22 protein-coding genes and 3 tRNA genes are annotated in these 23,343 nt (G+C 58.0%); 7 read left to right on the top strand and 18 right to left on the bottom strand.

Annotated features, from left to right (window positions below):
- Position 1 precedes the first annotated feature (1 nt).
- From HQN82_RS04420 to HQN82_RS04385, 9 genes are all read right to left on the bottom strand, one after another.
- A complete protein-coding gene (locus tag HQN82_RS04420) occupies positions 2-1,111 on the bottom strand; it encodes an NADH-quinone oxidoreductase subunit E (RefSeq protein ID WP_004441319.1) in 1,110 nt (369 codons plus the stop codon).
- 16 nt (positions 1,112-1,127) lie between these two features.
- Entirely contained in the window at positions 1,128-1,451 is a 324-nt protein-coding gene (locus HQN82_RS25695) for a hypothetical protein (RefSeq protein ID WP_427832743.1), read from the bottom strand.
- Positions 1,390-2,580 (bottom strand): NADH-quinone oxidoreductase subunit D, encoded by a 1,191-nt coding sequence (locus tag HQN82_RS04415; protein WP_004441317.1) that lies wholly within the window; start codon positions 2,578-2,580, stop codon positions 1,390-1,392. Before HQN82_RS04415 ends, HQN82_RS25695 begins: the two co-directional genes overlap by 62 nt.
- A gap of 1 nt (position 2,581) precedes the next feature.
- A complete protein-coding gene (locus HQN82_RS04410; RefSeq protein ID WP_004441314.1) occupies positions 2,582-3,010 on the bottom strand; it encodes a GFA family protein in 429 nt (142 codons plus the stop codon).
- Entirely contained in the window at positions 3,007-3,609 is a 603-nt protein-coding gene (locus tag HQN82_RS04405) for an NADH-quinone oxidoreductase subunit C (protein WP_004441311.1), read from the bottom strand. Before HQN82_RS04405 ends, HQN82_RS04410 begins: the two co-directional genes overlap by 4 nt.
- Positions 3,610-3,629: 20 nt before the next feature.
- Positions 3,630-4,214 carry a NuoB/complex I 20 kDa subunit family protein gene (locus tag HQN82_RS04400; RefSeq protein WP_003496467.1) on the bottom strand — a complete coding sequence of 195 codons (585 nt, stop codon included), beginning with the start codon at positions 4,212-4,214 and terminating at the stop codon, positions 3,630-3,632.
- Entirely contained in the window at positions 4,205-4,570 is a 366-nt protein-coding gene (locus HQN82_RS04395; RefSeq protein WP_003496469.1) for an NADH-quinone oxidoreductase subunit A, read from the bottom strand. Before HQN82_RS04395 ends, HQN82_RS04400 begins: the two co-directional genes overlap by 10 nt.
- Before the next feature lie 435 nt (positions 4,571-5,005).
- A tRNA-Asp gene (locus HQN82_RS04390) sits at positions 5,006-5,082 on the bottom strand.
- A 41-nt stretch (positions 5,083-5,123) separates the two neighbouring features.
- Positions 5,124-5,200: transfer RNA gene (locus tag HQN82_RS04385), tRNA-Asp, on the bottom strand.
- Positions 5,201-5,647: 447 nt separating this feature from the next.
- On the opposite strand from HQN82_RS04385, the gene HQN82_RS04380 reads away from it, so the two are divergent.
- Positions 5,648-5,723, top strand: a tRNA-Val gene (locus tag HQN82_RS04380).
- A gap of 322 nt (positions 5,724-6,045) precedes the next feature.
- On the top strand, positions 6,046-6,183 hold the full coding sequence (locus HQN82_RS04375; protein ID WP_006697989.1) for a hypothetical protein: 138 nt from the start codon (positions 6,046-6,048) through the stop codon (positions 6,181-6,183).
- A 191-nt stretch (positions 6,184-6,374) separates the two neighbouring features.
- On the opposite strand, the gene HQN82_RS04370 is transcribed toward HQN82_RS04375, so the two are convergent.
- From HQN82_RS04370 to clpP, 5 genes are all read right to left on the bottom strand, one after another.
- Positions 6,375-8,573 (bottom strand): esterase-like activity of phytase family protein, encoded by a 2,199-nt coding sequence (locus tag HQN82_RS04370; RefSeq protein WP_173614583.1) that lies wholly within the window; start codon positions 8,571-8,573, stop codon positions 6,375-6,377.
- 341 nt (positions 8,574-8,914) lie between these two features.
- Positions 8,915-9,190 carry a DNA-binding protein HupB gene (gene hupB / locus HQN82_RS04365; RefSeq protein ID WP_003502360.1) on the bottom strand — a complete coding sequence of 92 codons (276 nt, stop codon included), beginning with the start codon at positions 9,188-9,190 and terminating at the stop codon, positions 8,915-8,917.
- Positions 9,191-9,475: 285 nt separating this feature from the next.
- On the bottom strand, positions 9,476-11,893 hold the full coding sequence (gene lon / locus HQN82_RS04360) for an endopeptidase La (RefSeq protein ID WP_004441301.1): 2,418 nt from the start codon (positions 11,891-11,893) through the stop codon (positions 9,476-9,478).
- Positions 11,894-12,308: 415 nt separating this feature from the next.
- A complete protein-coding gene (gene clpX / locus HQN82_RS04355; RefSeq protein ID WP_003521528.1) occupies positions 12,309-13,586 on the bottom strand; it encodes an ATP-dependent Clp protease ATP-binding subunit ClpX in 1,278 nt (425 codons plus the stop codon).
- A 292-nt stretch (positions 13,587-13,878) separates the two neighbouring features.
- Complete coding sequence (clpP, locus tag HQN82_RS04350; RefSeq protein ID WP_004441299.1) at positions 13,879-14,511, bottom strand: ATP-dependent Clp endopeptidase proteolytic subunit ClpP; 633 nt, start codon at positions 14,509-14,511, stop codon at positions 13,879-13,881.
- A gap of 447 nt (positions 14,512-14,958) precedes the next feature.
- Here clpP and HQN82_RS04345 point away from each other — a divergent pair, with 447 nt between their 5' ends.
- Together HQN82_RS04345 and HQN82_RS04340 are read left to right on the top strand one after the other, a co-directional pair.
- A complete protein-coding gene (locus HQN82_RS04345; protein WP_004441298.1) occupies positions 14,959-16,206 on the top strand; it encodes a GGDEF domain-containing protein in 1,248 nt (415 codons plus the stop codon).
- Positions 16,207-16,284: 78 nt separating this feature from the next.
- Positions 16,285-17,532, top strand: a complete 1,248-nt coding sequence (locus HQN82_RS04340; protein ID WP_173614582.1) for a cytochrome P450 — start codon at positions 16,285-16,287, stop codon at positions 17,530-17,532.
- Positions 17,533-17,544: 12 nt separating this feature from the next.
- Here the strand turns inward: HQN82_RS04340 and HQN82_RS04335 are convergent, their stop codons facing one another.
- On the bottom strand, positions 17,545-18,315 hold the full coding sequence (locus tag HQN82_RS04335; RefSeq protein WP_173614581.1) for an SDR family NAD(P)-dependent oxidoreductase: 771 nt from the start codon (positions 18,313-18,315) through the stop codon (positions 17,545-17,547).
- 89 nt (positions 18,316-18,404) lie between these two features.
- Between HQN82_RS04335 and HQN82_RS04330 the strand changes: the two genes are divergently transcribed.
- Positions 18,405-18,719: an ArsR/SmtB family transcription factor gene (locus HQN82_RS04330; RefSeq protein ID WP_006697985.1), complete on the top strand. Its 315-nt coding sequence runs from the start codon at positions 18,405-18,407 to the stop codon at positions 18,717-18,719.
- A 23-nt stretch (positions 18,720-18,742) separates the two neighbouring features.
- Here the strand turns inward: HQN82_RS04330 and HQN82_RS04325 are convergent, their stop codons facing one another.
- The 3 genes from HQN82_RS04325 to HQN82_RS04315 form a co-directional block, all read right to left on the bottom strand.
- Positions 18,743-19,087, bottom strand: coding sequence for a cupin domain-containing protein (locus HQN82_RS04325; RefSeq protein WP_112765740.1), 345 nt, complete (start codon positions 19,085-19,087; stop codon positions 18,743-18,745).
- 15 nt (positions 19,088-19,102) lie between these two features.
- Positions 19,103-20,386 carry an O-acetylhomoserine aminocarboxypropyltransferase gene (locus tag HQN82_RS04320; RefSeq protein WP_112765739.1) on the bottom strand — a complete coding sequence of 428 codons (1,284 nt, stop codon included), beginning with the start codon at positions 20,384-20,386 and terminating at the stop codon, positions 19,103-19,105.
- Between the two features lie 73 nt (positions 20,387-20,459).
- Positions 20,460-20,894 carry a CoA-binding protein gene (locus tag HQN82_RS04315; RefSeq protein ID WP_022556028.1) on the bottom strand — a complete coding sequence of 145 codons (435 nt, stop codon included), beginning with the start codon at positions 20,892-20,894 and terminating at the stop codon, positions 20,460-20,462.
- 894 nt (positions 20,895-21,788) lie between these two features.
- Here HQN82_RS04315 and HQN82_RS04310 point away from each other — a divergent pair.
- Together HQN82_RS04310 and rplM are read left to right on the top strand one after the other, a co-directional pair.
- Positions 21,789-22,625 carry an EamA family transporter gene (locus HQN82_RS04310; RefSeq protein WP_004441289.1) on the top strand — a complete coding sequence of 279 codons (837 nt, stop codon included), beginning with the start codon at positions 21,789-21,791 and terminating at the stop codon, positions 22,623-22,625.
- A gap of 251 nt (positions 22,626-22,876) precedes the next feature.
- A complete protein-coding gene (rplM, locus tag HQN82_RS04305; protein ID WP_004441288.1) occupies positions 22,877-23,341 on the top strand; it encodes a 50S ribosomal protein L13 in 465 nt (154 codons plus the stop codon).
- Positions 23,342-23,343: the final 2 nt, after the last annotated feature.

Below are 23,343 nucleotides of genomic sequence, written 5' to 3'. Positions count from 1 at the left end.
CTTACCGCGGCTTCTTGCCGAAGACCCTGATATACTCGGCTTCGCCACCCTTGGCGAGCGCCTCGGCCTGCTTGACCCAGTCATCACGGCCGATACGGCCCTTGAAATTCAGATATCCATCGACCCAGTCGCATTCGGCCTGCTTCCAGCCGGCGATCTGCGCATAGGTGAAGATGCCTAGCTCGTTCAGCGTACCCTCAATCTTGGGGCCGACGCCGGAAATGAGCTTCAGGTCATCAGGGGCAGCTGGCTTTTCGATGCCTGCCGGACGATCCGCGGAATCCAGCGACGGCTTTGATGCTGCTGCTTCCTTGCCGACCGATTCCTTTTCGCCAGCCTTTGCGTTTTCAGCAGCAGCCTTGGGCTCGTTGGCCGGCGTCTTCAGCTTCGGATCGGTTTCCGGCGCATCCGTCTTCGGCTTGGCGGCGTTGGACGGCGGAACCTGTGCGGCATCCGCTGGCACTTCAGCCGGCTTGTCGAGATTGGAACGGTCAGGCTTGATCTCTTCCGTCAGGGTCGTCAGGCCGCCAACGGGGACGGACTGGTGACGGTCGATCTGGGGACCTGTCTTGACGGTGTCGCCCTTGCCTGCCTCGAAAGCATCGATGATCTCTTCCAGACGCTCGGGCGTCAGGTCTTCATAGGCATCCTTGAAGATGATGACCATCGGTGCGTTGACGCAGGCGCCCTGACATTCCACCTCTTCCCAGGAAAGCGTGCCGCTCTCATTGGTGTGCAGCGGATCGTGATGGATCTTCTTGCGGCAGACATCCATCAGCGCTTCGGAGCCGCGCAGCATGCAGGGCGTGGTGCCGCAGACCTGAACGTGGGCACGCGTGCCGACCGGCTTCAGCTGGAACTGCGTATAGAAGGTCGCGACTTCAAGAACACGGATATAGGCCATGTCCAGCATGTCTGCGACTTTTTCGATGGCGGCGCGGGTAACCCAGCCATCCTGCTCCTGGGCACGCATGAGCAGCGGGATGACCGCTGATTGCTGGCGTCCCTCGGGATATTTTTTGATCGTCTTTTCAGCCCATGCGGTGTTTTCCGCGTTGAAGGCAAATGCCACGGGCTGGAACTGATCTTCGGCTAGTCGACGAACGGACATACTTCCTCACGCCTTTTCAGTTTAACGTCTCACACCGCGATCTCGCCACCGTGACGAATTCGCAGGCATAAGCCGCCTTGTCTTTTTGCATGAACACAATGAACTTGCTGCCATTGGGAACCGAGGCCTTGATCTCGTATCCCGACGACAGAAGCTGCTTGATGGTCGAGGAGCCGCCGCTCGCCAACGATACACCGCCCTCGTCCGTCGCCGTCTGGGCGAAAACGGGGGGGTGGACATCGCTGCGAGAAAAGCCGGTATGGCCAGCGGCAGACGCATCAGCGGTCGACCTCCCCGAACACGATGTCGAGAGAGCCGAGCACGGCTGTAACGTCGGCAAGCTGATGGCCCTTGCACAGAAAATCCATCGCCTGCAGATGGGCATAGCCCGGAGCGCGGATCTTGCAGCGGTAAGGCTTGTTGGAACCATCGGCAACCACATAAACGCCGAACTCGCCCTTTGGCGCTTCGACGGCGGCGTAAACTTCGCCAGCGGGAACGTGATAACCTTCGGTGTAGAGCTTGAAGTGGTGGATCAGCGCTTCCATCGAACGCTTCATCTCACCGCGCTTGGGCGGAACCACCTTGCCATCCAGCGAGGAGACCGGGCCGATGCGGTGCTTGCCGGACAAAAGCTCGACGCACTGCTTCATGATCTTCACGGATTCGCGCATTTCCTGCATGCGGATCAGGTAACGATCATAGCAGTCGCCGTTTTTGCCAACAGGGATGTCGAATTCCAGATCGGAATAGCACTCATAAGGCTGCGAACGACGCAAATCCCAGGCAGCGCCGGAACCACGCACCATCACGCCCGTAAAGCCCCAGGCAAAGGCATCTTCCAGCGAGACGACGCCGATATCGACGTTACGCTGCTTATAGATGCGGTTATCCGTCAGGAGGCCCTCGATATTGTCGAGGACGGTGATGAAGGGATCGCACCACTTGCCGATATCGTCAACCAGTTCCGGCGGCAGGTCCTGGTGAACGCCGCCCGGGCGGAAATAGGCCGAGTGCATGCGCGCGCCACAGGCGCGCTCATAAAACACCATCAGCTTTTCGCGCTCTTCGAAGCCCCAGACCGGCGGCGTCATCGCGCCCACGTCCATGGCCTGCGTGGTCACGTTCATGATGTGCGAGAGGATGCGGCCGATTTCCGAATAGAGAACGCGGATCAGCTGGCCACGCATCGGGATCTCGAGGCCGAGCAGCTTTTCGACGGCAAGCGCGAAAGCGTGCTCCTGGTTCATCGGCGCGACGTAGTCGAGACGATCGAAGTAAGGAACGGCCTGCAGATAGGTCTTCGTCTCGATCAGCTTTTCGGTTCCGCGATGCAGAAGACCGATATGCGGATCAACGCGCTCGACGATTTCGCCGTCCAGTTCCAGAACCAGACGCAGCACGCCGTGCGCGGAGGGATGTTCCGGACCGAAGTTGATCGTGAAGTTGCGGACGTTATGCTCAGTCATTCTAGTGCTCCGCCGAGGTGATCATGGCGATGAATTCGGGGCCGGTCATGTTCTGCGTGATCTCAGCGAAGGAATAGCTCGAAGGCTTTTCATCCGTGAAAATCTGCGACGCGAACCTGAAACTGGAAGGGTTGTCAAAAGCCTGCAGCGACACGGCAAAATGCTTGCCATCCTTGGAACGCCACATCAGCGTGCTGCCGCAATTCTTGCAGAAGCAGCGCTCGCCCCACTCCGACGAGGAATAGACGCCGAGGCTCTCTTCGTTTTCGACGGAGATATCAGCGCATTCGACGGCCAGAAACGCGCCGCCGGACCAGCGGCGGCACATGGAGCAATGGCAAACGCCGAATTCGCGGGCGCCGATGACGGCCTCAAGGCCGACGGCGCCGCAAAGACATTGCCCATGCTCTGTCGCGGAGACCTGGCTCATTGCTTGGCCTTTTCGTCGCCAGGAAGAACGTAATCGGTCCCTTCCCAAGGGGAAAGGAAGTCGAAGTTACGGAATTCCTGCTTCAGCTCGACCGGCTCATAAAGCACGCGCTTCAGAACGTCATCGTAACGCACTTCAACAAACCCGGTAACCGGGAAATCCTTGCGCAGCGGGTGGCCTTCGAAACCGTAATCGGTGAGGATGCGGCGAAGGTCCGCATGGCCCTCAAACGGAATACCATACATGTCCCAGGCTTCACGCTCGAACCACTCCGCACCCATGTAGACGGAGGTCGCAGAAGGAACCCCCTCGTCCTCCTCCACCTGCAGCTTGACGCGGACGCGCAGATTCTGGCGCGGCGACAGCAGGTGATAAACGACATCGAAACGCTTTTCGCGCTGCGGCCAGTCAACGCCGCAGATATCGATGATATTGACGAATCCGCACTGCACATCGTCGCGCAGGAAGGTCAGAAGCGCGATTACGCTTTCAGGCGTCGTGTTCAGCGTCAGCTCGCCATAGGCGATATCGGCCGACACCACGAGTGAACCGCGCGCTTCCTTAACGTAAGCAGCAAGATCGTTGAGAGCTTCGCTCATTCTAAATCCGTCCTTTGCCCTTAGCGCTCGATCGTACCGGTACGCCGGATCTTTTTCTGCAGCAGAAGCACGCCGTAAAGCAGCGCTTCGGCCGTGGGGGGACAGCCCGGAACGTAGATATCCACCGGCACGACGCGATCGCAGCCGCGTACGACGGCGTAGGAATAATGGTAATAACCGCCGCCATTGGCGCAGGAACCCATGGAGATGACGTAACGCGGTTCCGGCATCTGGTCATAGACCTTACGCAGAGCCGGAGCCATCTTGTTGGTCAGCGTGCCGGCGACGATCATCACGTCCGACTGGCGCGGCGAGGCGCGCGGGGCGACACCGAAGCGCTCCATGTCGTAACGCGGACCGGAAGCCTGCATCAGGCCTTCGACGGCGCAGCAGGCAAGACCGAACTGCATCCACATCAGCGAGCCGGTACGGGCCCAGGTGATGAGTTCGTCTGTCGAGGTGACGAGGAAGCCCTTATCGGCCAGCTCGTCGTTGATTTCCGTGAAGTAGGCATCGTTGCTGCCAACCGGCTTGCCGGTGGAGGGATCGATGATCCCCTTCGGCTGCGGCGCGACGAGCGTGCTGTTGTTCTGGCTCATGCCCATTCCAGCGCTCCCTTCTTCCACTCATAGATAAAGCCGATGGTGAGAACGAGGAGGAACACCATCATCGACCAGAAACCGAACCAGCCCATCTCACCGAAAGACACCGCCCATGGGAACAGGAACGCGACTTCCAAGTCAAAGATGATGAACAGAATCGACACCAGATAAAAGCGGATATCGAACTTCATGCGGGCATCGTCGAAGGCGTTGAAACCGCACTCGAAAGCGGAGAGCTTTTCCGGGTCCGGCGCCTTGTAAGCGACAGCGAAAGGCGCAATCAGAAGCGCCAGGCCGATGACAAGAGCGATACCGATGAATATTGCGATCGGAATGTAGGAACTGAGGAGTTCAGTCATGGTCTCTTCCCTGCCCGGCCGGGTGCCGGGCCTGCCTTTGTGACCTTAGTCTCAAAGAGCGGACAAATATGTTGCAACGCCAAAGTGGTTAGCGCAGCCGCGCCCTCTCTGCAAGAGTTTAGGCACCATTTCAAGACACCTGCCGCATTGATTGGCAACAATATTGCCGGAATTGACGCAAATTTGGGCCACATTTCCGACCTAAGCCCCTCAAATACAATAATAATCGATTGAAGGACGCAACCGCAAAAAAGTCACACGATTTTTACGCCCAAACGTTGGCGAAGTGACGATATCGGGAAATCGAAACTTGACTGATAAAAGCAGGAAAAATCCCGCGGGAAACGGCCGGAATCAGAGACCTGAATCGCTGAAGACAAAGCCGCGCAGACCGCGCATCGATTGTTCAGATGGAGACATTTCAAGAAGGAGAAATGGCGCGAGTGACGGGGCTCGAACCCGCGACCTCCGGCGTGACAGGCCGGCACTCTAACCGACTGAGCTACACCCGCGCTCCACAGACATTCATCTGCGTTTTTTCCGAGGAACAGGATGGCGCGAGTGACGGGGCTCGAACCCGCGACCTCCGGCGTGACAGGCCGGCACTCTAACCAACTGAGCTACACCCGCTTATCCTGACGGACAGAACCTTGGTTCCGCCGTACGAACCAGCCTCGGCTGTTCGTTGAGCGGCTAACTACGGCGTTCGTGCGGGGGTGTCAAGCAGGTTTCACGACAAAAGAATAAGCTTTTTCATTTTGATCAGGAAAAACCCTGGGGCCTTTTATCGACGCTCCGGCAAATGCCCTGTTTTGCGGGCTTTTCCCAACGAAAACAAAAAACTTGTCCACAGCCAGCAGCTTTATCAACGTCATTTCTACGGGGCCGTCATGACGTCATTGGTTTCTGAATTTACCAAAAAGCCCGCAGTTCCCGGCTTTTTACCCCTCCCCTTCGGCGGAGGGAAAAACCTCCCCGAAAAAAAACAAAAAAACTTCACAAAAGCCCTTGCGGTTTTTTTCCGATCCGAATACATCACGGCCACCGACGCGGCGGACATGATCCGCAAGACGCGAAGGGCGATTAGCTCAGTTGGTAGAGCGCCTCGTTTACACCGAGGATGTCGGGAGTTCGAGTCTCTCATCGCCCACCATTCCTTCTCATAGTGATTTAAAGAACCCTTGCCGATTGCGGTTTGAACCGTACGCGGTTGCGCTTCACCATGTATGCTTGGCTTCGATGCGCAGCCCCTGCCCTCGGTGGCATGGAAGGGGCCATGGTCGCGCGCTACTGCGGTGTAGAATCACATTTCCCAGTTGCCGCGCCGTGCCAAACCGGGACTTTCGTTTCAGATTCGCACAGCCGCAGCCACCCCTGTTTCACCCCGCAACATACCGAAAAATAAGCAGATTTAGAATTTTTAAAGAGATTTCGGGCATTGTTTTCAGGCCGTTTCATGATGAGCGGTGGAACTGATGGATGAAACCATGTCACTCGACGCGTTTGTTACACTCGCGCTTATTGCGCTGCCTGTTTACATTTTTTTCCGCTGGGTCCAGCAGGATTCGGAGAAACCAGATATTTCCAAAAACAAGAATTCCATGGGGCGGTGATCCGGGCGCTGGGATCGCACCATTATCCCGGACGACCTCCGGAGAGACTTTCGATCACCGATGCGAAGCGGCAATGCCTTTTGAGGGCTTGCATATGACGTATCGTATAAACGCCCGGCATTCAGACCCATACCGCATTAAAAAAGCCGGGCTATGCCCGGCTTTTTCCGTTGCGGCGCTGTCGTGTGCAATCAGTTGATCGCCTTCATCTCGACCTTGAAGAACAGCGTCTCGCCGGAAGAATCATCGACGCCGTCATTATCGGTCACGGCATAGGCCGTTCCCGCCTTGTCGAAGGTGAAGCCTTCCAGCTTGTCGACGACATAGCCGTTGGTCTGGGCCTTGAGGTCTGGCAGGAAGTCATGGGCCTCCTGCTTGGTGACCAGCGGCAATTCGCCACCGATCTTGCCCGGCTTCAGGTCAGCAATCGCCACGCGGTAGAGCTTCTTGATCTTGGCCTTGTCACCGATCTGGTTGTCGCGCTCGACGATATAGACATTGTCGCCCTGTGCGGTGATTTCGGACAGGCCGACCCAACCGGCTTCGGTCTTATCGAGCGGGTAGCGCACGGCGCCCCATTCCTTGGACTTCGGATTATAGGAGACGAGCTTGACGAAGCCCTTCTCGTCCGTGCCCCATTCGCGCTGCACGGCCATCCACAGCGTCGCGTCATCGCCCTTGCCGATCATGGTAACGCCTTCGAAACCGAAGCGGGTATCGCCGGCGAGCAGTTCCTTTGGCAAGGCGATTTCGGCCTTGATTTCACCCTTGGCATTGACGTTGTAGAGCGCATGCGGAACAAGCTTGGCGCTGTCGCCTTCGGAGGCCAGCCAGAACCAGCCCTTGCCATCCAGCGTGATGCCTTCGATGTCAAGCTTCTGCGCGGCAATGCCGTCGCGCTTGACACGCAGCACGCTGGTGATGGTGGCGGGCTTCTTGGTCGCGTCGATGGTGTAGATCGACGGCTGGTTACCATAGACCGAGTCGGACACGGCATAGAGGATGCCTGGCTTCTCGGCATCGCCTACCAGACCCGAAAGAGCGCCCCAGCCGATAGGCGCACCATCGACGGTGGCGGATACCAGCTGCGGATAGGCCAGCTCGCCCTCGGCGCGTTCATAGATCATGACATGCGAGCGGGCGCCGTCGTCTTCCACCAGATCAGCCTCATTGGCCGTGACGAAGAGGTTGCGCGCGGGGATGGCGACAGCGCCTTCCGGCGAAATGCCCGAAGGCAGGAGCTGCGTGAGCTGCGGCTCTGCGCCGGTATCCTTGTAAACAGCGGCAATCGAGGCGCGCTCGGCAAGCACGAAGAAGTACTTCTGACCATCGAAGGTCGCCGTTTCCAGACCCTCCGGCTCGATGCCCTTGGCCTTAGAGCGTTTTTCTGGATAATGGCCAATGGCGGCAACCGCGTGCTCGAGCGAAGCGCCGGCTTCATAAAGGAGCTTGCCGGTCTTGTCGAAAATGGTGAAGCCGCGTGCACCGCCCTGCCAGTCGCCCTCGTTGGCGATGACGATACGGTCATTGTCCAGCCACTTGACGGCATCAGGTTCGCGCTTGCGACCTTCCTGCTTGTCGGTGAATTTCAGCTGGCCATCGGTCTTGGTGTCGATGCCTTCGAGATTGACGGTGCCGGCAGAGAAATGCGTCTTCACCGTGCCGGTCTTGCCGTCGATGATGACGATATGGTTGTTTTCCTGCAGCGTCAGCGCGATCTCGCCATTGGCATTGATCGAGACGAATTCCGGTTCCGGATCCTCAGGGGAAATCTCGGCGAGACCGGTGACGTCGATCTTCTTCAGCGTCGCACAGTCGGCAACGCCGTCCTTCAGGCCGACAGTGACGAGATAACCGGCTGGCATCTGCGGCAGGGCGCCTTCGTTCACCTCTTCATCACGTTCGTTTTCGATAGCGATGGCGGCAAAGGTTTTATCCGGAGACACCGCGACTGAATCCGGTTGACCGCCGAGATCACAGCTCGCCTCGATCTTCTTGGCAGCGATATCGACAGTCACGAGCTTGCCGGAGGGCTTGGCGCGGTTTTCCGAGGTATTGACGCCGGCGAGAACCTTGAGACCGGCCACGGCAACGGAGGTCGGCTCACCTTCCAGCAGCAATGCGCCGCCGGCCTTGGGAGCCTTGGCATCGGTGATGTCGATGAAGCCGATGCCGCCGAGCGGGCTGTCCGAATAGATCAGCGTCTTGCCGTCTTCGCTGGCGGTGATGATTTCAGCCGAGGTCACGGACTTGGCGTCCTTGTCCGCGGGCAGGTTTTTCGCTACCGGGAAAGAAGCAATGCGGTTAAAAACCGGCTCTGCGGCCGCCGGAAAGGCTGCAGATGTAAGCACAGCCGCGGTCAAGGCCATCTGAGAAAATCGGAACGCCATTTTATCCCCCTTGGGTTCAGAAATATCCCAAGGCTTCTGCGTCACGGACATGACAGTGGCATGACACTTCATGGCCCGGAATCAAAAAGCCCGGCCGCAAAGGCCGGGCTTTCGTGTTTATGCGCATATTCCGTATATCGAAACGCCGTGTGTCCGGATGGAGGCTACACAGGCACGCCCGACTTTCATTCCATACCATTCGGCATAAACGGCGCCGCTCGAAAGAACTTTCGAAAGGCACGCTCCTTAGACCGGTTGATGGCGTGAGCGCGTCAAAACATGCTTCCTCGTGAACCTGAAAAGCCGCCGCCCGCCGCGGGCGTTACGGCTTTCCGGAAACCTTACGAGTTGACGGCGTCCTTCAGGCCCTTGCCTGCGGAGAACTTCGGAACGTTGCGAGCCGGGATATCGACTTCAGCACCCGTGGAAGGGTTACGGCCCTTGGAGGCTTCACGACGGCTGACGGAGAAGCTGCCAAAGCCGGCGAGGCGGATATCGCCACCGTTCTTCAGTTCGCTCTGTACGGTTTCGAATACGGCATCAACAGCGGAAGCAGCATCTGCCTTCGTGAGACCAGCCTTTTCGGCAACAGCAGAGACGAGCTCGTTCTTGTTCATGTTTCCACCCCTTTCAATGGTTTGAAACGACTCAAATTAAGCCGGCGCAAAATACGTTCGTATCCGCGCGCAGCAACTCAAAAGCGCTGGAATCGCCTGAAAAACAAGGGGTCTGCGGTTTTTTTCACAAAAAAGGCCGACATTTCTGCCGGCCTTCCCCATAATCGTGCCAATTTCGCATCACTTGCGCCGACCTGAAGCCGTACCTTCGTCGTGAAGCCTAACGCATTGAATCTACGCAGGACCTGTCGCGAGCACCGATTCCAGCCCTCGCGACGACGCGTCTCAATGCGCGATGGTCTGGCTGCCGTCATCAACGCCTTCGACCGTTGCGATCACCGGCGTCTCGATGCTGCCATCCCACTCGATGGGCTCCGGCTGACGGATGAGGGCGTGCTTGATAACCTCGCCCATGCGCGACACCGGAATGATTTCCATCTCGTTCTTCACATTGTCCGGAATCTCCGCCAGATCCTTGGCGTTTTCTTCCGGGATCAGCACCTTCTTGATGCCGCCGCGAAGCGCTGCAAGCAGCTTTTCCTTCAGGCCACCGATCGGCAGAACGCGACCACGAAGCGTAATCTCGCCCGTCATCGCCACGTCCTTCGAGACCGGAATACCGGTCATGATGGAGACGATCGCGGTTGCCATGGCGACACCGGCGGACGGACCGTCCTTCGGGGTTGCCCCTTCCGGAACGTGCACGTGGATGTCGCTCTTGTCGAAGCGCGGCGGCTCGATGCCGAAGTCCACGGCGCGCGAACGGACATAGGATGCCGCCGCCGAAATGGATTCCTTCATCACTTCCTTGAGGTTGCCGGTAACCGTCATGCGGCCCTTGCCCGGCATCATCACGCCTTCGATGGTGAGCAGCTCACCGCCGACTTCCGTCCAGGCAAGACCCGTGACGACACCGACCTGATCCTCGCGCTCGGCCTCGCCGTGGCGGAACCGCGGAACGCCCAGATAATCCGGAACGTTTGCTGCGGTAACCTCAACAGACTTGACCTTGCCCTTGATGATCTCGGTGACAGCCTTGCGCGCCAGCTTCATCAGCTCGCGTTCGAAGCTGCGCACGCCCGCCTCGCGGGTGTACTGCTGGATGACAACCATCAGGGCATCATCGGTGACCGAGAATTCTTCCGGACGCAGGGCATGTTCCTTGATCGCCTTGGGCAGCAGGTGACGCTTTGCGATTTCGCGCTTTTCGTCTTCCGTGTAACCGGCGATGCGGATCACTTCCATACGGTCCATCAGCGGGCCGGGAATGTTCAGCGTGTTGGCCGTGGTCACGAACATCACGTCGGACAGGTCGTATTCCACTTCCAGGTAGTGATCCATGAAGGTGGAGTTCTGTTCCGGATCGAGAACCTCGAGCAGCGCCGACGACGGATCGCCACGGAAATCCATGCCCATCTTGTCGATTTCGTCGAGCAGGAAGAGCGGGTTTGCCTTCTTGGCCTTCTTCATCGACTGGACGATCTTGCCCGGCATGGAGCCGATATAGGTGCGGCGGTGACCGCGGATTTCCGCTTCGTCACGAACGCCACCCAGCGCCATGCGCACATATTCGCGGCCGGTCGCCTTGGCGATCGACTTGGCGAGCGAGGTCTTGCCGACGCCGGGCGGGCCGACGAGGCACAGGATCGGGCCACGGATCTTCGTCGCACGGGCCTGCACGGCCAGATACTCGACGATACGCTCCTTGACCTTGTCCAGACCGAAATGGTCCTGATCCAGAATCTTCTCGGCATTGTTGAGGTCCGCCTTGATCTTGGACTTCTTGCCCCAGGGCAGACCAAGCAGCCAGTCCAGATAATTGCGCACGACGGTGGCTTCCGCGGACATCGGGCTCATCTGGCGCAGCTTCTTCATTTCCGCTTCGGCCTTTTCCTTGGCCTCCTTGGAAAGCTTTGTCTTGGCGATGCGCTCTTCCAGCTCGGCCATCTCGTCACGGCCGTCCTCGCCGTCGCCGAGTTCCTTCTGGATCGCCTTCATCTGCTCGTTCAGGTAATATTCGCGCTGGGTCTTCTCCATCTGGCGCTTGACGCGCGAGCGGATGCGCTTTTCGACCTGAAGAACGGAAATCTCGCCTTCCATGAAGCCAAGCGCCTTTTCAAGCCGCTGCTTCACGCTGACGGTTTCCAGCATTTCCTGTTTTTCGGTGATCTTGATCGACAGGTGCGAAGCGACCGTGTCGGCGAGCTTCGAGTAATCATCGATCTGACCGGCAGCGCCGACAACCTCGGGCGAAATCTTCTTGTTGAGCTTCACATAGCTCTCGAATTCCGAAACGACCGAACGCGAGAGCGCCTCGATCTCGACCGGATCTTCGGCAGGCTCCTGCAAAGGCGTGGCCGAGGCTTCGTAGAAATCCTCGCGACCGGTGTAGCTGTCGATCTGGGCGCGGCCCTTGCCTTCCACCAGCACCTTCACGGTGCCATCGGGAAGCTTCAGAAGCTGCAGGACATTGGCGACCGTGCCGACCTTGTGGATGGCTTCAGGCGCCGGATCGTCGTCGCTGGCGTTGATCTGGGTAACAAGCATGATCTGCTTGTCGGAGCCCATGACTTCCTCGAGCGCACGGATGGATTTTTCCCGCCCGACGAACAGGGGAACGATCATATGCGGGAAAACGACAATGTCGCGCAGGGGAAGGACCGGATAGGTACCGCCAGATGCCGCAGACGTGATGTTCGTCATATCATTTCCTTTCCATGGTCCCTTTCGGGACACTTCGCCGAACGTCTTGGGGGCGTCCGGCATACTCATTTCTCGAGACTGAAAGTGGAGTTTCGAAACACCGATTTCAAGTCGTCGGAGCAGACGGCCTTACGCGACGGCAGGACCGTGAAATTCAACAAAAACTCAGCGCTGGCTAATACTACCGACATTTCCGGTTATCCTCGAGGGCTCAGGAACCGGGTCGCCGACGAAATTCACATTTCCGTCATATCGCGCTGCAAATCAGTTGTAAGACTTTATCAGCAAAGCGCAATCCGCTCCAAACGCAAAATCGGGCTTCGTCAAGTTAGCCGCAAGTTTCGTAAGGCCCATCTAATAGAAAAGGCCCGCACGGATGCGGGCCTCTGATTTCATCAAACATCACAGCAGCCGATTACGCCGAGACGTTGGTCTTTTCTTCCTGACGGTCCGCATAGATGTAGAGCGGACGCGCGACACCGCTGACGACGTCGTTGGAAATGACCACTTCGCGCACGCCCTCCAGCGTCGGCAGTTCGAACATGGTATCCAGCAGGATCTTTTCCATGATCGAGCGCAGGCCACGGGCACCGGTCTTGCGGGTGATCGCCTTGCGGGCGATTTCGCGCAGCGCGTCCTCGTGGAAGGTCAGCTCGACGTCTTCCATCTCGAACAGGCGCTGGTACTGCTTGACCAGAGCGTTCTTCGGCTCGGACAGGATCTGGATCAGCGCATCTTCATCTAGGTCTTCCAGCGTCGCCAGGACGGGCAGACGGCCGATGAATTCCGGAATGAGGCCGAACTTCACCAGATCTTCCGGCTCCAGCTCGCGCAGCACTTCGCCCACACGACGGTCGTCTTCCGCCTTGACGGTCGCACCGAAGCCGATCGAGGTCTTTTCGCCACGGGCCGAGATGATCTTGTCGAGGCCGGCAAAAGCGCCGCCGCAGATGAACAGGATGTTGGTCGTGTCCACCTGCAGGAACTCCTGCTGCGGATGCTTGCGGCCGCCCTGCGGCGGAACGGAAGCGACCGTGCCTTCCATGATCTTCAGAAGCGCCTGCTGAACGCCCTCGCCCGATACGTCGCGCGTGATGGACGGGTTATCCGACTTGCGGGAAATCTTGTCGACTTCGTCGATATAGACGATGCCGCGCTGGGCGCGCTCGACATTGTAATCCGCCGCCTGCAACAGCTTCAGGATGATGTTTTCCACGTCCTCGCCGACATAACCGGCTTCGGTCAGCGTCGTTGCGTCCGCCATGGTGAAGGGAACGTCGATGATGCGGGCGAGCGTCTGGGCAAGATAGGTCTTGCCGCAGCCCGTCGGGCCGACGAGCATGATGTTCGACTTCGCCAGCTCGACATCGCCATTCTTGGAGGCGTGCGCGAGGCGCTTGTAGTGGTTGTGAACGGCCACGGACAGGATTTTCTTCGCCTGCTTCTGGCCGATGACGTATTCGTCGAGGATCTTGATGATGTCCTGCGGGGTGGGTACACCCTCGCGCGACTTCACCATAGACGTCTTGTTCTCCTCGCGGATGATGTCCATACACAATTCGACGCATTCATCGCAGATGAATACCGTCGGTCCGGCAATGAGTTTCCGGACTTCGTGCTGGCTCTTGCCGCAGAATGAACAATAGAGTGTATTCTTAGAGTCGCCGCCGTTGCTGCCGCTGACTTTGCTCATATCTCTTTCCTTCCAGCACGCCGCAGGTCCGTCAAACGGATCGCGGTCAACTTACCGCCCGCAGATACGGCCGCCCTTGGGGTGCATTGCCGTATCCGCCTCGTTTCCCGGGGTACTAACCGTATCAGATACAGGAGCTGATAACCGGCGGCAACGAATTCCCCATTAAACCAAAGGCCGCGTCATAAAAAATCAACATAGCCTTTATATATACTAATATCGCTTTCTGTTCCGGTTGAAAGCCCCGAAATTACTTTTGCGGGGTCAAACAAACGTCAAAAAGCGTCGCGCCTCAATTCGCGACGGCGCCTTCGATTTCCTGGCGCGAGGTCAGGATCTTGTCGATCACGCCCCAGTCCTTCGCCTCGTCTGCATCCATGAAATGGTCGCGATCAAGGGTTTTTTCAACCTCTTCGAGCGTGCGGCCGGTATGCTTCACGTAGACTTCATTGAGGCGGCGCTTCATCTTGATGATGTCGCGGGCGTGGCGTTCGATATCCGAAGCCTGACCCTGGAAGCCGCCCGATGGCTGGTGCACCATGATGCGTGCGTTGGGGGTGGCGAAACGCATTCCCTTTTCACCGGCAGCGAGAAGCAGCGAACCCATGGAGGCAGCCTGGCCGACGCAGAGCGTGGAGACCGCAGGGCGGATAAACTGCATCGTATCGTAGATCGCCATGCCGGCGGTCACGACGCCACCTGGCGAATTGATGTAGAGCGCAATTTCCTTCTTCGGGTTCTCGGCCTCGAGGAACAGCAGCTGCGCGCAGACGAGCGACGCCATCTGGTCTTCCACCGGGCCGGTGAGGAAAATGATGCGTTCCTTGAGAAGACGGGAAAATATGTCGTAGGAGCGTTCGCCGCGATTGGTCTGCTCAACGACCATCGGCACCAGAGCCATGGCGGTATCAACTGGATTTTTCATGTCCGTCCTTTGTCAACTCTGCCCGTTGCGGAAACCGCCCCGGAATCACTTCTAACCTTCATACTCCCTACATAGAGTGTCCCTGCCCCGTACTTCAAGACACGAAGCCGCATATCCTTAACGGCTCAACAGCGTTTGCAGGGCTTCGGAGGCCGGCCGCGGCGGGCTTTTGCACCCGTTCGTCCCGGCCGCAGCCATTTGTCTCCCCGCCATCAATTTTTTACCAAGACTGGCGAGCACCAAAAAAATGTACTTCATGCACAGATATAACTTCTAACCAGCAAGAACTCGTTAGTATTTGCTGCTGATACTGAAAAACGAATTTCGGTTCCCATCGGCGAACAGCCCTATCCGGGCGAAATGGCAGCTCAACAATTCAGCGGGAATAACGCACGTCGTGCGAGCTTCTCCGCTTTTGCCGCATGATGGCGCAGATAGGATTTTGCAATGCTGGATGCAAAGACGAGCACGCTACTATGGGCGGCGGAGACGTTCACCCTTGCCGTGCTTTTGGGAACGCTGTGGCTGCACCGCCCTTCCCGCCGGCACAATCTCTATTTCGCCGCCGGCTTTCTCGCCACCGGCTTCGGCACCGTCATGGTGGCGTTTCGCGGAGATATTTCCAGTTTCCTGTCCATTCAGGTCGGCAACGCGCTGGCGCTTTCCGCCTTCGGCTTCTGGCTCGCGGGCCTCTTGTCCCTGGAGAAGCGCAAGCTCGCTGGCTGGATTGCCATCCCGGCCCTCCTGTGGATCGCCGGAATGTTCGTCCCACCCGTGCGAGAAAACATGGTGGCCCGAATCCTGCTTTATCACGCCAGTGCGGCCACGGGCTATTTCATGCTCGCCGGTGTGCTTCTGGCAAATGGCGAGCGCAGGTCGCGCAGCAGAAAAGTTCTGGCGACGATTCTGATCCTGCAGGCTTTTGCCGGCGCCGTCGTCGCCTCCATTGTCATCCCGGCCAATGCGGCTGCGCCCAACGCCATTCCTCTGACATCGGCGCTCGCTTTTTCCGGCATGCTCGGCTTCACGGCCATCATCATGATCAGCGCCAAGATCATCATGGAGGATACGGAGCTTCGTCTTCACCGGCTCGCCATGACCGATCACCTGACCGGTGTCCTTAACCGGCGTGGTCTGCTGGAGGAGTTCGACCGCATCAAGAAGCGCTCACACGGCTCCAGCCGATATGTGGCGCTTGTTCTCTTCGACATCGACCATTTCAAGAAGATCAATGACAGATACGGCCACCAGTCCGGCGACGCCGTACTCGTGCATTTCTGTCAAATCGCGCAACGCGCGATCGGCGACCGCGGCCTTTTCGTGAGGATGGGCGGCGAGGAGTTCGCGCTGGTGGCGGAGGTCGAAAGCCCCTCCAGCACCGTCACGCTTGCCGAATCCATCCGTAACAATCTGCTTCTTTCGAAAATCACCTCACGCGGCGAACCCATCAAGGTGACGACCAGCGTCGGCATATCCGAAGCGATGATCAAGGACGCCGAGCTGAATGTGATGATGACCGAGGCCGACCGAGCGCTTTATGCCGCAAAGAAAGCCGGGCGCAATCGGACCGTAATCCACGTAAATTCGGCCAATGTCGTCGTGCCCGCCTCGGACCGTGACGAAAACCCTATGGATAACAATGCCGACCGGCAGGTCGCGGCGCTGAACCGGATATCCGCAATTGCCAGCCGGTGAAGGTGTAACCATTTGGTGACATATAAAGGAACGCCTGCCGCCCTTCCCAAAGCGCCAAGCGCGGAATAAACCATCAGCATGACAGCGACGTTTCCCTTTCTCAAAATCGATTCCGCCACCCGCCACGTTTCACTCGATGCGCGCGACCCGGCTTTTTACAACGATCCGAACCCCGTCTACGCCGCCCTGCACGCGCAATGTCCCACTTTCTACTGGGAAGAGCAGCGGCAATGGTTTTTCACCTCTTATGACCATGTCAGCTCGCTGCTGCGCGACCGCCGGTTTGGACGACAGATCCTGCATGTGGCAAGTCGTGAAGAGATCGGCCTGCCAGAGCCGCTTGAGCATGTGAAGCATTTCGACCTGGCCGAGCAGCACTCGCTTCTGGAACTGGAGCCGCCGGAGCATACGCGGCTGCGCACGCTGATCAACCGCGCCTTCGTGTCACGGCATGTCGACAAGATGAAGCCGGAAATAGAGGAACTCGCCAACCGGCTGATTGACGCTTTCGAAGAGAAGGGCGAGACGGAACTGCTTTCCTCCTATGCCGATATCATCCCGGTAACGATGATCGCCCGGATGATCGGCATTCCCGAGGAAATGGGGCCGCAGCTGCTGAAGTGGTCGCATGCCTATGTCGGCATGTACATGTTCAAGCGCACACCGGAAGACGAGCTTCTGGCCGACAGGGCAGCGAAGGAATTTTCGGATTATGTGCGCGGCGTGATCGCCGAGCGGCGGGCCAAGCCTGAGGACGACCTGCTGAGCCACATGATCCATACCGAGCACAAGGGTCAATATCTGACCGACGACGAGCTGGTGTCCACCACCATCGTCCTGCTCAACGCGGGCCATGAAGCGACCGTTCATCAGATCGGCAATTCCGTGCGTATCATTCTGGAGAGCGGGATATCGCCGCAGACCTTGTTCAGCGACGAGGCCGCCACGGAACGCACGGTGGAGGAAACCCTGCGGATCTGCGCGCCGGTGCACATCTTCCAGCGATGGGTTCTGGAGCCGGTCGAGATTGACGGCGTGCAGTTCAAGCGCGGCGACAAGGTGAGCCTGATCCTGGCTGCGGCCAACCTCGATCCGTCAAAATTCCCTGATCCACTGACCTTCCGGCCGGAGCGCAACGAAGGCGCCAATGTCTCCTTCGGCGCCGGCATCCATTTCTGTATCGGCGCCCCATTGGCAAGACTGGAACTGAACCTTGCCCTGCCACTGCTTTTCAAACGCCTGCCGCGCCTGAAAATTGCCGAGCCGCCCAAGGTCAAGGATGTCTATCATTTCCATGGGCTGCAGCGGCTCGATCTCAGCTGGTAGCGTGTGCAGGCCTTAAATCTGGGCCAGACCGCCATCGACCGAAAGCTCGACGCCGGTGATGTAACTGGCCTTTGAAGAGGCCAGAAACAGAACGGCCTCAGCGATCTCGTCGGGGTCGGCCATCCGGCCGATCGGCGCGGCATCCTTCAGATAAGCCTCGAAACCGGCGATCTTTTCTTCATCAAGCTTCAGGCCGTTTTCCATGATCGGCGTGCGGGTCACGCCCGGGCTAACCGTATTGACGCGGATGCCCCGCGCCTTGAGGTCGTTGGCAAAACTGCGGGCGAATGAACGAACGGCCGCCTTGGAAGCATTATAGGCGCTCAACCTCTCCAGGCCCTTGTTGCCGACGATCGACCCGGTGAGCACGATCGAGCCGCCATCGCGCAAGACCGGCAGCAATGTCTGCACGGTGTAGAAAACGCCCTTGACGTTGATGTCGAAAATCCGGTCGTACAGCGCCTCGTGGGTATCACCGAGGTCATTGTTCTCGGCGATGCCGGCATTGGCGACGAGCACGTCCACCTTCCGGCCATCTGCTTCAATGCGCGCCTTGAGCCGCTCCAGATCGGAGAGCTTGGCAACATCGGACGCGAAGCCGATCGCCCCCTGCCCGGGCCTGGCGACCGCTGCCTCGAGATTGGCGGTATTGCGGCCTGTCACGTAAACGGCGGAGGCTCCGCCTTCCAGAGCCAATCTCGCGACGGAAAAGCCGATGCCAGTCGACCCACCGGTGACGACCACGACCTGCCCACTGAATAATCCAGACATTGCAAACTCCATGAATGTCGTAATTTCCGAATAACCATAATTCGGTATTTCGGTTTTATTGAAATATTGAAGCTTGTCAATCCGTGTGCTAGAGGCGGTCCATGGCTCAGTTTTTTCATCCCGCACGCGAAGACATTTCGCTCACGGCCGTGCTCGCCGCTCTTGGCGAACCGGCACGCATGGGCATCATCCGAAAATTATGGGGCTCCGAGACCGGACAGAATTGTGGTGCCGCAGCACCCTGCCAGGACATGCCGCGTTCAACCCTGTCCAGCCATATGCGGATCCTGCGGGAGGCAGGGTTGATTCGAACCCACAAACAGGGTGTCGAGAATATCAGCGTCGTCCGTGTCGACGATTTGGAAGCCCGCTTTCCCGGGCTCCTTCAATCCATCATCTCGTTCGACCAGCAATAGCGTGACCGAGTGGATTTCCGCCGTCACAGCCTGATGACATAGTCTTTTCGTGTTGTCTCCACGACTTCCCAGGTGCCAGTAAAGCCGGGCCGCAGCACAAGCCTGTCGCCCGGTCTGAGGTCACGCGGGGGCCCGCCATCCTCGGTCAGGATGGAATGGCCCTCGAGGATGCTGAAATATTCCCATTCGTCATAGACGACACGCCATTTTCCAGGTGTGGATTGCCAGATGCCGGCATAAATTCCGCCCTGCGCTTCCTCCAGATTCCATGTGGTGAATTTGGGGTCGCCGGAGATCAATCGCTCCGGCGCTGGCGCACCATGCTCTGCTTCGAGGGAAGCATCTTCGAATGTCAGTAGGTTGCTCATCGCGACGCCGGCCTCTCAGACTTTTGCAAGCGACTGTTCAAGATCGGCAATGATGTCGTTGACATCCTCGATTCCGACGGACAGACGCACCACATCCGGACCGGCGCCGGCCGCCGTCTGCTGCTCCGGCGTCAGCTGGGCATGGGTGGTGGAAGCCGGGTGGATGACAAGCGAGCGCGTGTCACCGATATTGGCGAGATGGGAGAATAGCTGCAGCCCTTCGACCAGTGCCTTGCCGGCCGCATAACCGCCCTTGACGCCAAATGTAAAGACCGAACCCGCGCCCTTCGGCGAGTAACGCTGCTGGAGGGCGTGATTGTCGCTTTCCTCCAGGCCGGCATAATTCACCCAGCCGACCTTGGGATGTGCCTTAAGCCATTTGGCGACGGCAAGCGCATTGTCTGAATGGCGTTGAACGCGCAGCGGCAGGGTCTCAATTCCCGTGAGAATGAGGAAGGCGTTGAAGGGCGAAATCGCCGGGCCGAGATCGCGCAGGCCAAGCACGCGGCAGGCGATGGCAAAGGCGAAATTACCGAAAGTCTGGTGGAGCACGACGCCGGAATATTCGGGCCGGGGCTGTGACAGGGCCGGAAACCGGTCAGTTGCCGACCAGTCGAAGGTTCCGCCGTCAACGATGATGCCGCCCATGGAATTACCGTGGCCACCGAGGAATTTCGTCAGCGAATGCAGTACGATGTCTGCACCGTGTTCCAGCGGTCGCAGCAGATATGGGCTTGCCATCGTGTTGTCGACGATCAGCGGCAGGCCGTGCCGATGGGCAACTTCGGCAATTGCGGCGATATCCACAAAGGTGCCGCCTGGATTTGCAAGGCTTTCTATGAAGACGGCGCGTGTGCGCTCATCGATCTGCTGTTCGAAACTGGCGGGATCGGTGGCGTCGGCCCAGCGAACCTGCCAGTCGAAACCTTTGAAGGCGTGGCCGAACTGGTTGATCGATCCGCCGTAAAGCTGACGGGCGGCGATGAAATTGTCGCCGAACTGCAGCAGCGTATGAAAAACCAGCAATTGTGCGGCGTGGCCGGAGGCGACGGCAAGCGCTGCGGTACCACCCTCAAGCGCGGCCACACGCTCTTCCAGAACCGCCTGAGTGGGGTTCATGATGCGGGTGTAGATATTGCCGAACTCTTTCAGCCCAAACAGGGCGGCGGCATGATCCGCATCACGGAAAGCGTAGGCCGTCGTCTGATAGATGGGTGTCGCCCGTGCGCCGGTCGTAGGATCAGGCTGTGCGCCCGCATGGATGGCCAGCGTTGAAAAACCGGGATTGCTGCTCGGCATGATGTTTCCTCCAATGGAATTCTGGAGGGATCATAATGCCTTGGCGCCAAATGATAAGCCCAATCCGTACCAACTATCGTGCGATATTGAGACGCGGATACTCAATTGCCGGGCAACGGTTCATCACCACGTCAATGCCATAAGCCTCGGCCTTGGCGGCGGCATTATCGTCCCGCACGGATAGCTGACCCCAGATCACCTTTGGGCGTTGCGGCAGCAAGATCGCCTCGTCGACAATCGCGGAAAGATATTCCGGCGCACGAAACACATCGATCATATCAACAGCCTCGGGAATATCGGCCAGCCGGGCATAGACCGCCTGTCCCAGTATCTCCTTGCCCGCCTGACCCGGATTGACCGGAAACACGCGATAGCCCTTGGACAGCAGGAAGCGCATGACGCCATGGCTCGGCCGATCCGGATTGGGCGAAGCTCCCAGCAGGGCGATGGTTTTGACATTCGTCAGGATTTTCCTGAGGTAATCCGCTTCGTAAGTATCATGCTGCATGTCAACTTATTCCTTTGGCATACCACCTGATCCAGAGAGGCGCAGGCGTCTGGAGCGTTGCTTTAATGCCCACCAGCCTCTCCTCTCCCGCATGGTTCCAGCGCCGGCAACCTTCACGCCGTTTCATGCGATGCCATTCTCATCTAGGACGCTCCGGTCGTCTCCGGAACCCCGAAAGCGCAAAAATTAATATCTCCGCCGGATCGGCACTCTGCAACCCCGTTTTCATCGACGCAAAATGATTTCACAAAATCGCGCACACACCGGATGTATTGAGTATTTTCATCCACTTTTCAAAAATTGCGCCGAACGGCCATCGAAACAGGCGGAAACAACATTAGCGTGCATTCCATGCGCTCTTCGTCTCCTGTTTGTTTTCATTCCGTTCACCGGTTATTTAGCCGCGACTAATTTTCAAAAAGTTATTTCGTAAACCAACCATTCTATAAGTCTGCAACGTTATAGTGGAGTTTCGATGGGAATTCTGAAATTTATTTTCATTGGTCATCATACGATTTTAGTCGCCCGCACGCTCATTTGAAACGCCAGGCGCAATACCAACAACTGGAATAAATGATGTGCTCGGTCATTTTTCAAGGAAATCCGCAGCGCGAGGCTGATCCGCAAGCCGTGCATCAGGCGTTATTTTCCGGATTAAATCAGAAGCAGGAAAGCGTGTCTCATGCGCGATATTGGATCTCGTTTTTTCATGACGCATAGAAATCAAAAATTTGACGCGTGTCATAATCCATAAAAACAAAGCCCGTAGGCACCGGATTGGGACGACCTCGGCGAGGCAATTGAAAGCATACCCTGCCCGTCCGGAAAATGACTTCCAGTTTCTGAGGCCAATGCTGTAGATTGCCCGAAAAGCCCGCGAGCGAGTCTCTGACTGTGACATTCGACATTCTTATTCTGGTGCTTCTGGGCGCAATGCTGCATGCCGGATGGAATGCGCTGGTCAAATCCGGTTCCGATAAATCGCTGGACGCCTCGTTGATTGCGGCGGGGGCTGCAGCCTGTTCGCTGCCGTTTCTGCCTTTCCTGCCGTTTCCCTCGCCAGTCGCCATTCCCTTCCTGATCGCCTCAGCCGTCCTGCAATTCGCTTATTTCCGCCTTGTCGCCGCCGCCTATACGATCGGCGACATCGGCCTTGTCTATCCCGTCATGCGCGGCGTGGCACCCTTGATCGTGGCGGCGACGAGCAGCCTGTTCCTGAGCGAGATTTTGAGCCCGCTGGCGATTGCGGGCATCGGCGTCATCTCCGCGGGGATCCTGACGCTTGCTTTCGAGGCAAGGCGCGGGGGCGGAAAGGCGATCATGGTCGCCCTGCTCAACGCTTTCGTGATTGCATCCTACACCTTCGTCGACGGTGTCGGCGCAAGGCTTTCCGGCAACGCCATCTCATACACGCTCTGGATGTCTCTGCTGCCACCCGTGCTGCTGTTCGGTTTCGCGTTTTACCAGCGGGGCGCCGGCCCCGTCGTCCAGCATGTCAGGCGCAACTGGTGGCGTGGCCTTATCGGTGGCGGCGGCTCCATACTCTCCTATGGGCTGGCGCTTTACGCCATGACCAAAGCGCCTGTCGCCGTCGTCGCAGCACTCCGGGAAACCTCCATTCTTTTCGCGCTGGTGATATCAGTGGTGATCCTGAAAGAACGCGCCAGCATCTGGCGCTACCTTGCCGGAGGCATCATTGCAGCGGGCGTTCTGGTGATGCGGCTGGGGTAAAACGAGGTCAGATGATGGGGTAAAATAATACCCCATCATCAACCGTTTGTTTTTACTTGATTATTTTTGCGACCTCCAAAATCGATCATATTGACGCTTTTGTTCGCGCACCGTATAAGCGCGCCAGATCGGATTCCAGCCGGAATAGGGTCATTTGCGGTAGCCCTTATCGGCAACCAAACCAAGCAACAAGAAACGCCCGTATGCTCTTCATGAAGAGGATGACGGGTCCACGTTAGAAAGTGAAATTCATGTCTACTTTCGTTCAGAAGCCCGCTGAGGTGGAGAAGAAGTGGGTCATCATCGACGCCGAAGGCCTCGTTGTTGGTCGCCTCGCCACCATCGTTGCAACCCGCCTGCGCGGCAAGCACAAGGCTACCTACACCCCCCACGTTGATGATGGCGACAACGTCATCGTCATCAATGCGGAAAAGGTTGCCCTCACCGGCAAGAAGTATTCCGACAAGAAGTACTACTGGCACACCGGTCACCCGGGTGGCATCAAGGAGCGTACGGCTCGCCAGATCATCGAAGGCCGCTTCCCGGAGCGCGTCGTTGAAAAGGCCGTCGAGCGCATGATCCCGCGCGGTCCGCTCGGCCGTCGTCAGATGAAGAACCTGCGCGTTTACGCCGGTTCCAACCACCCGCACGAAGCACAGCAGCCGGTCGTTCTCGACGTTGCCGCGCTCAACAAGAAGAACGTAAGGAGCGCCTGATA

The sequence above is a fragment of the Agrobacterium pusense genome (genome assembly GCF_013285525.1).
Classification (GTDB): domain Bacteria; phylum Pseudomonadota; class Alphaproteobacteria; order Rhizobiales; family Rhizobiaceae; genus Agrobacterium; species Agrobacterium pusense.
The sequence above is the reverse complement of the archived record's forward strand: the minus strand, read 5'-3'. Positions and strand labels throughout refer to the sequence as shown.

What these genes read in the sequence shown, in the direction of transcription:
- rplM (WP_004441288.1), top strand. Translation starts at nt 22,877, where the DNA reads ATGTCTACTTTCGTTCAGAAGCCCGCTGAGGTGGAGAAGAAGTGGGTC.
- HQN82_RS04395 (WP_003496469.1), bottom strand. Translation starts at nt 4,570, where the DNA reads ATGACTGAACTCCTCAGTTCCTACATTCCGATCGCAATATTCATCGGT.
- HQN82_RS04400 (WP_003496467.1), bottom strand. Translation starts at nt 4,214, where the DNA reads ATGGGCATGAGCCAGAACAACAGCACGCTCGTCGCGCCGCAGCCGAAG.
- HQN82_RS04415 (WP_004441317.1), bottom strand. Translation starts at nt 2,580, where the DNA reads ATGACTGAGCATAACGTCCGCAACTTCACGATCAACTTCGGTCCGGAA.
- HQN82_RS04325 (WP_112765740.1), bottom strand. Translation starts at nt 19,087, where the DNA reads ATGAGCAACCTACTGACATTCGAAGATGCTTCCCTCGAAGCAGAGCAT.
- HQN82_RS04330 (WP_006697985.1), top strand. Translation starts at nt 18,405, where the DNA reads ATGGCTCAGTTTTTTCATCCCGCACGCGAAGACATTTCGCTCACGGCC.
- HQN82_RS04370 (WP_173614583.1), bottom strand. Translation starts at nt 8,573, where the DNA reads ATGGCGTTCCGATTTTCTCAGATGGCCTTGACCGCGGCTGTGCTTACA.
- clpX (WP_003521528.1), bottom strand. Translation starts at nt 13,586, where the DNA reads ATGAGCAAAGTCAGCGGCAGCAACGGCGGCGACTCTAAGAATACACTC.
- HQN82_RS04315 (WP_022556028.1), bottom strand. Translation starts at nt 20,894, where the DNA reads ATGCAGCATGATACTTACGAAGCGGATTACCTCAGGAAAATCCTGACG.
- clpP (WP_004441299.1), bottom strand. Translation starts at nt 14,511, where the DNA reads ATGAAAAATCCAGTTGATACCGCCATGGCTCTGGTGCCGATGGTCGTT.
- HQN82_RS04340 (WP_173614582.1), top strand. Translation starts at nt 16,285, where the DNA reads ATGACAGCGACGTTTCCCTTTCTCAAAATCGATTCCGCCACCCGCCAC.
- HQN82_RS04345 (WP_004441298.1), top strand. Translation starts at nt 14,959, where the DNA reads ATGCTGGATGCAAAGACGAGCACGCTACTATGGGCGGCGGAGACGTTC.
- HQN82_RS04320 (WP_112765739.1), bottom strand. Translation starts at nt 20,386, where the DNA reads ATGCCGAGCAGCAATCCCGGTTTTTCAACGCTGGCCATCCATGCGGGC.
- HQN82_RS04420 (WP_004441319.1), bottom strand. Translation starts at nt 1,111, where the DNA reads ATGTCCGTTCGTCGACTAGCCGAAGATCAGTTCCAGCCCGTGGCATTT.
- lon (WP_004441301.1), bottom strand. Translation starts at nt 11,893, where the DNA reads ATGACGAACATCACGTCTGCGGCATCTGGCGGTACCTATCCGGTCCTT.
- HQN82_RS04405 (WP_004441311.1), bottom strand. Translation starts at nt 3,609, where the DNA reads ATGAGCGAAGCTCTCAACGATCTTGCTGCTTACGTTAAGGAAGCGCGC.
- hupB (WP_003502360.1), bottom strand. Translation starts at nt 9,190, where the DNA reads ATGAACAAGAACGAGCTCGTCTCTGCTGTTGCCGAAAAGGCTGGTCTC.
- HQN82_RS04335 (WP_173614581.1), bottom strand. Translation starts at nt 18,315, where the DNA reads ATGGAGTTTGCAATGTCTGGATTATTCAGTGGGCAGGTCGTGGTCGTC.
- HQN82_RS04410 (WP_004441314.1), bottom strand. Translation starts at nt 3,010, where the DNA reads ATGAGCCAGGTCTCCGCGACAGAGCATGGGCAATGTCTTTGCGGCGCC.
- HQN82_RS04375 (WP_006697989.1), top strand. Translation starts at nt 6,046, where the DNA reads ATGGATGAAACCATGTCACTCGACGCGTTTGTTACACTCGCGCTTATT.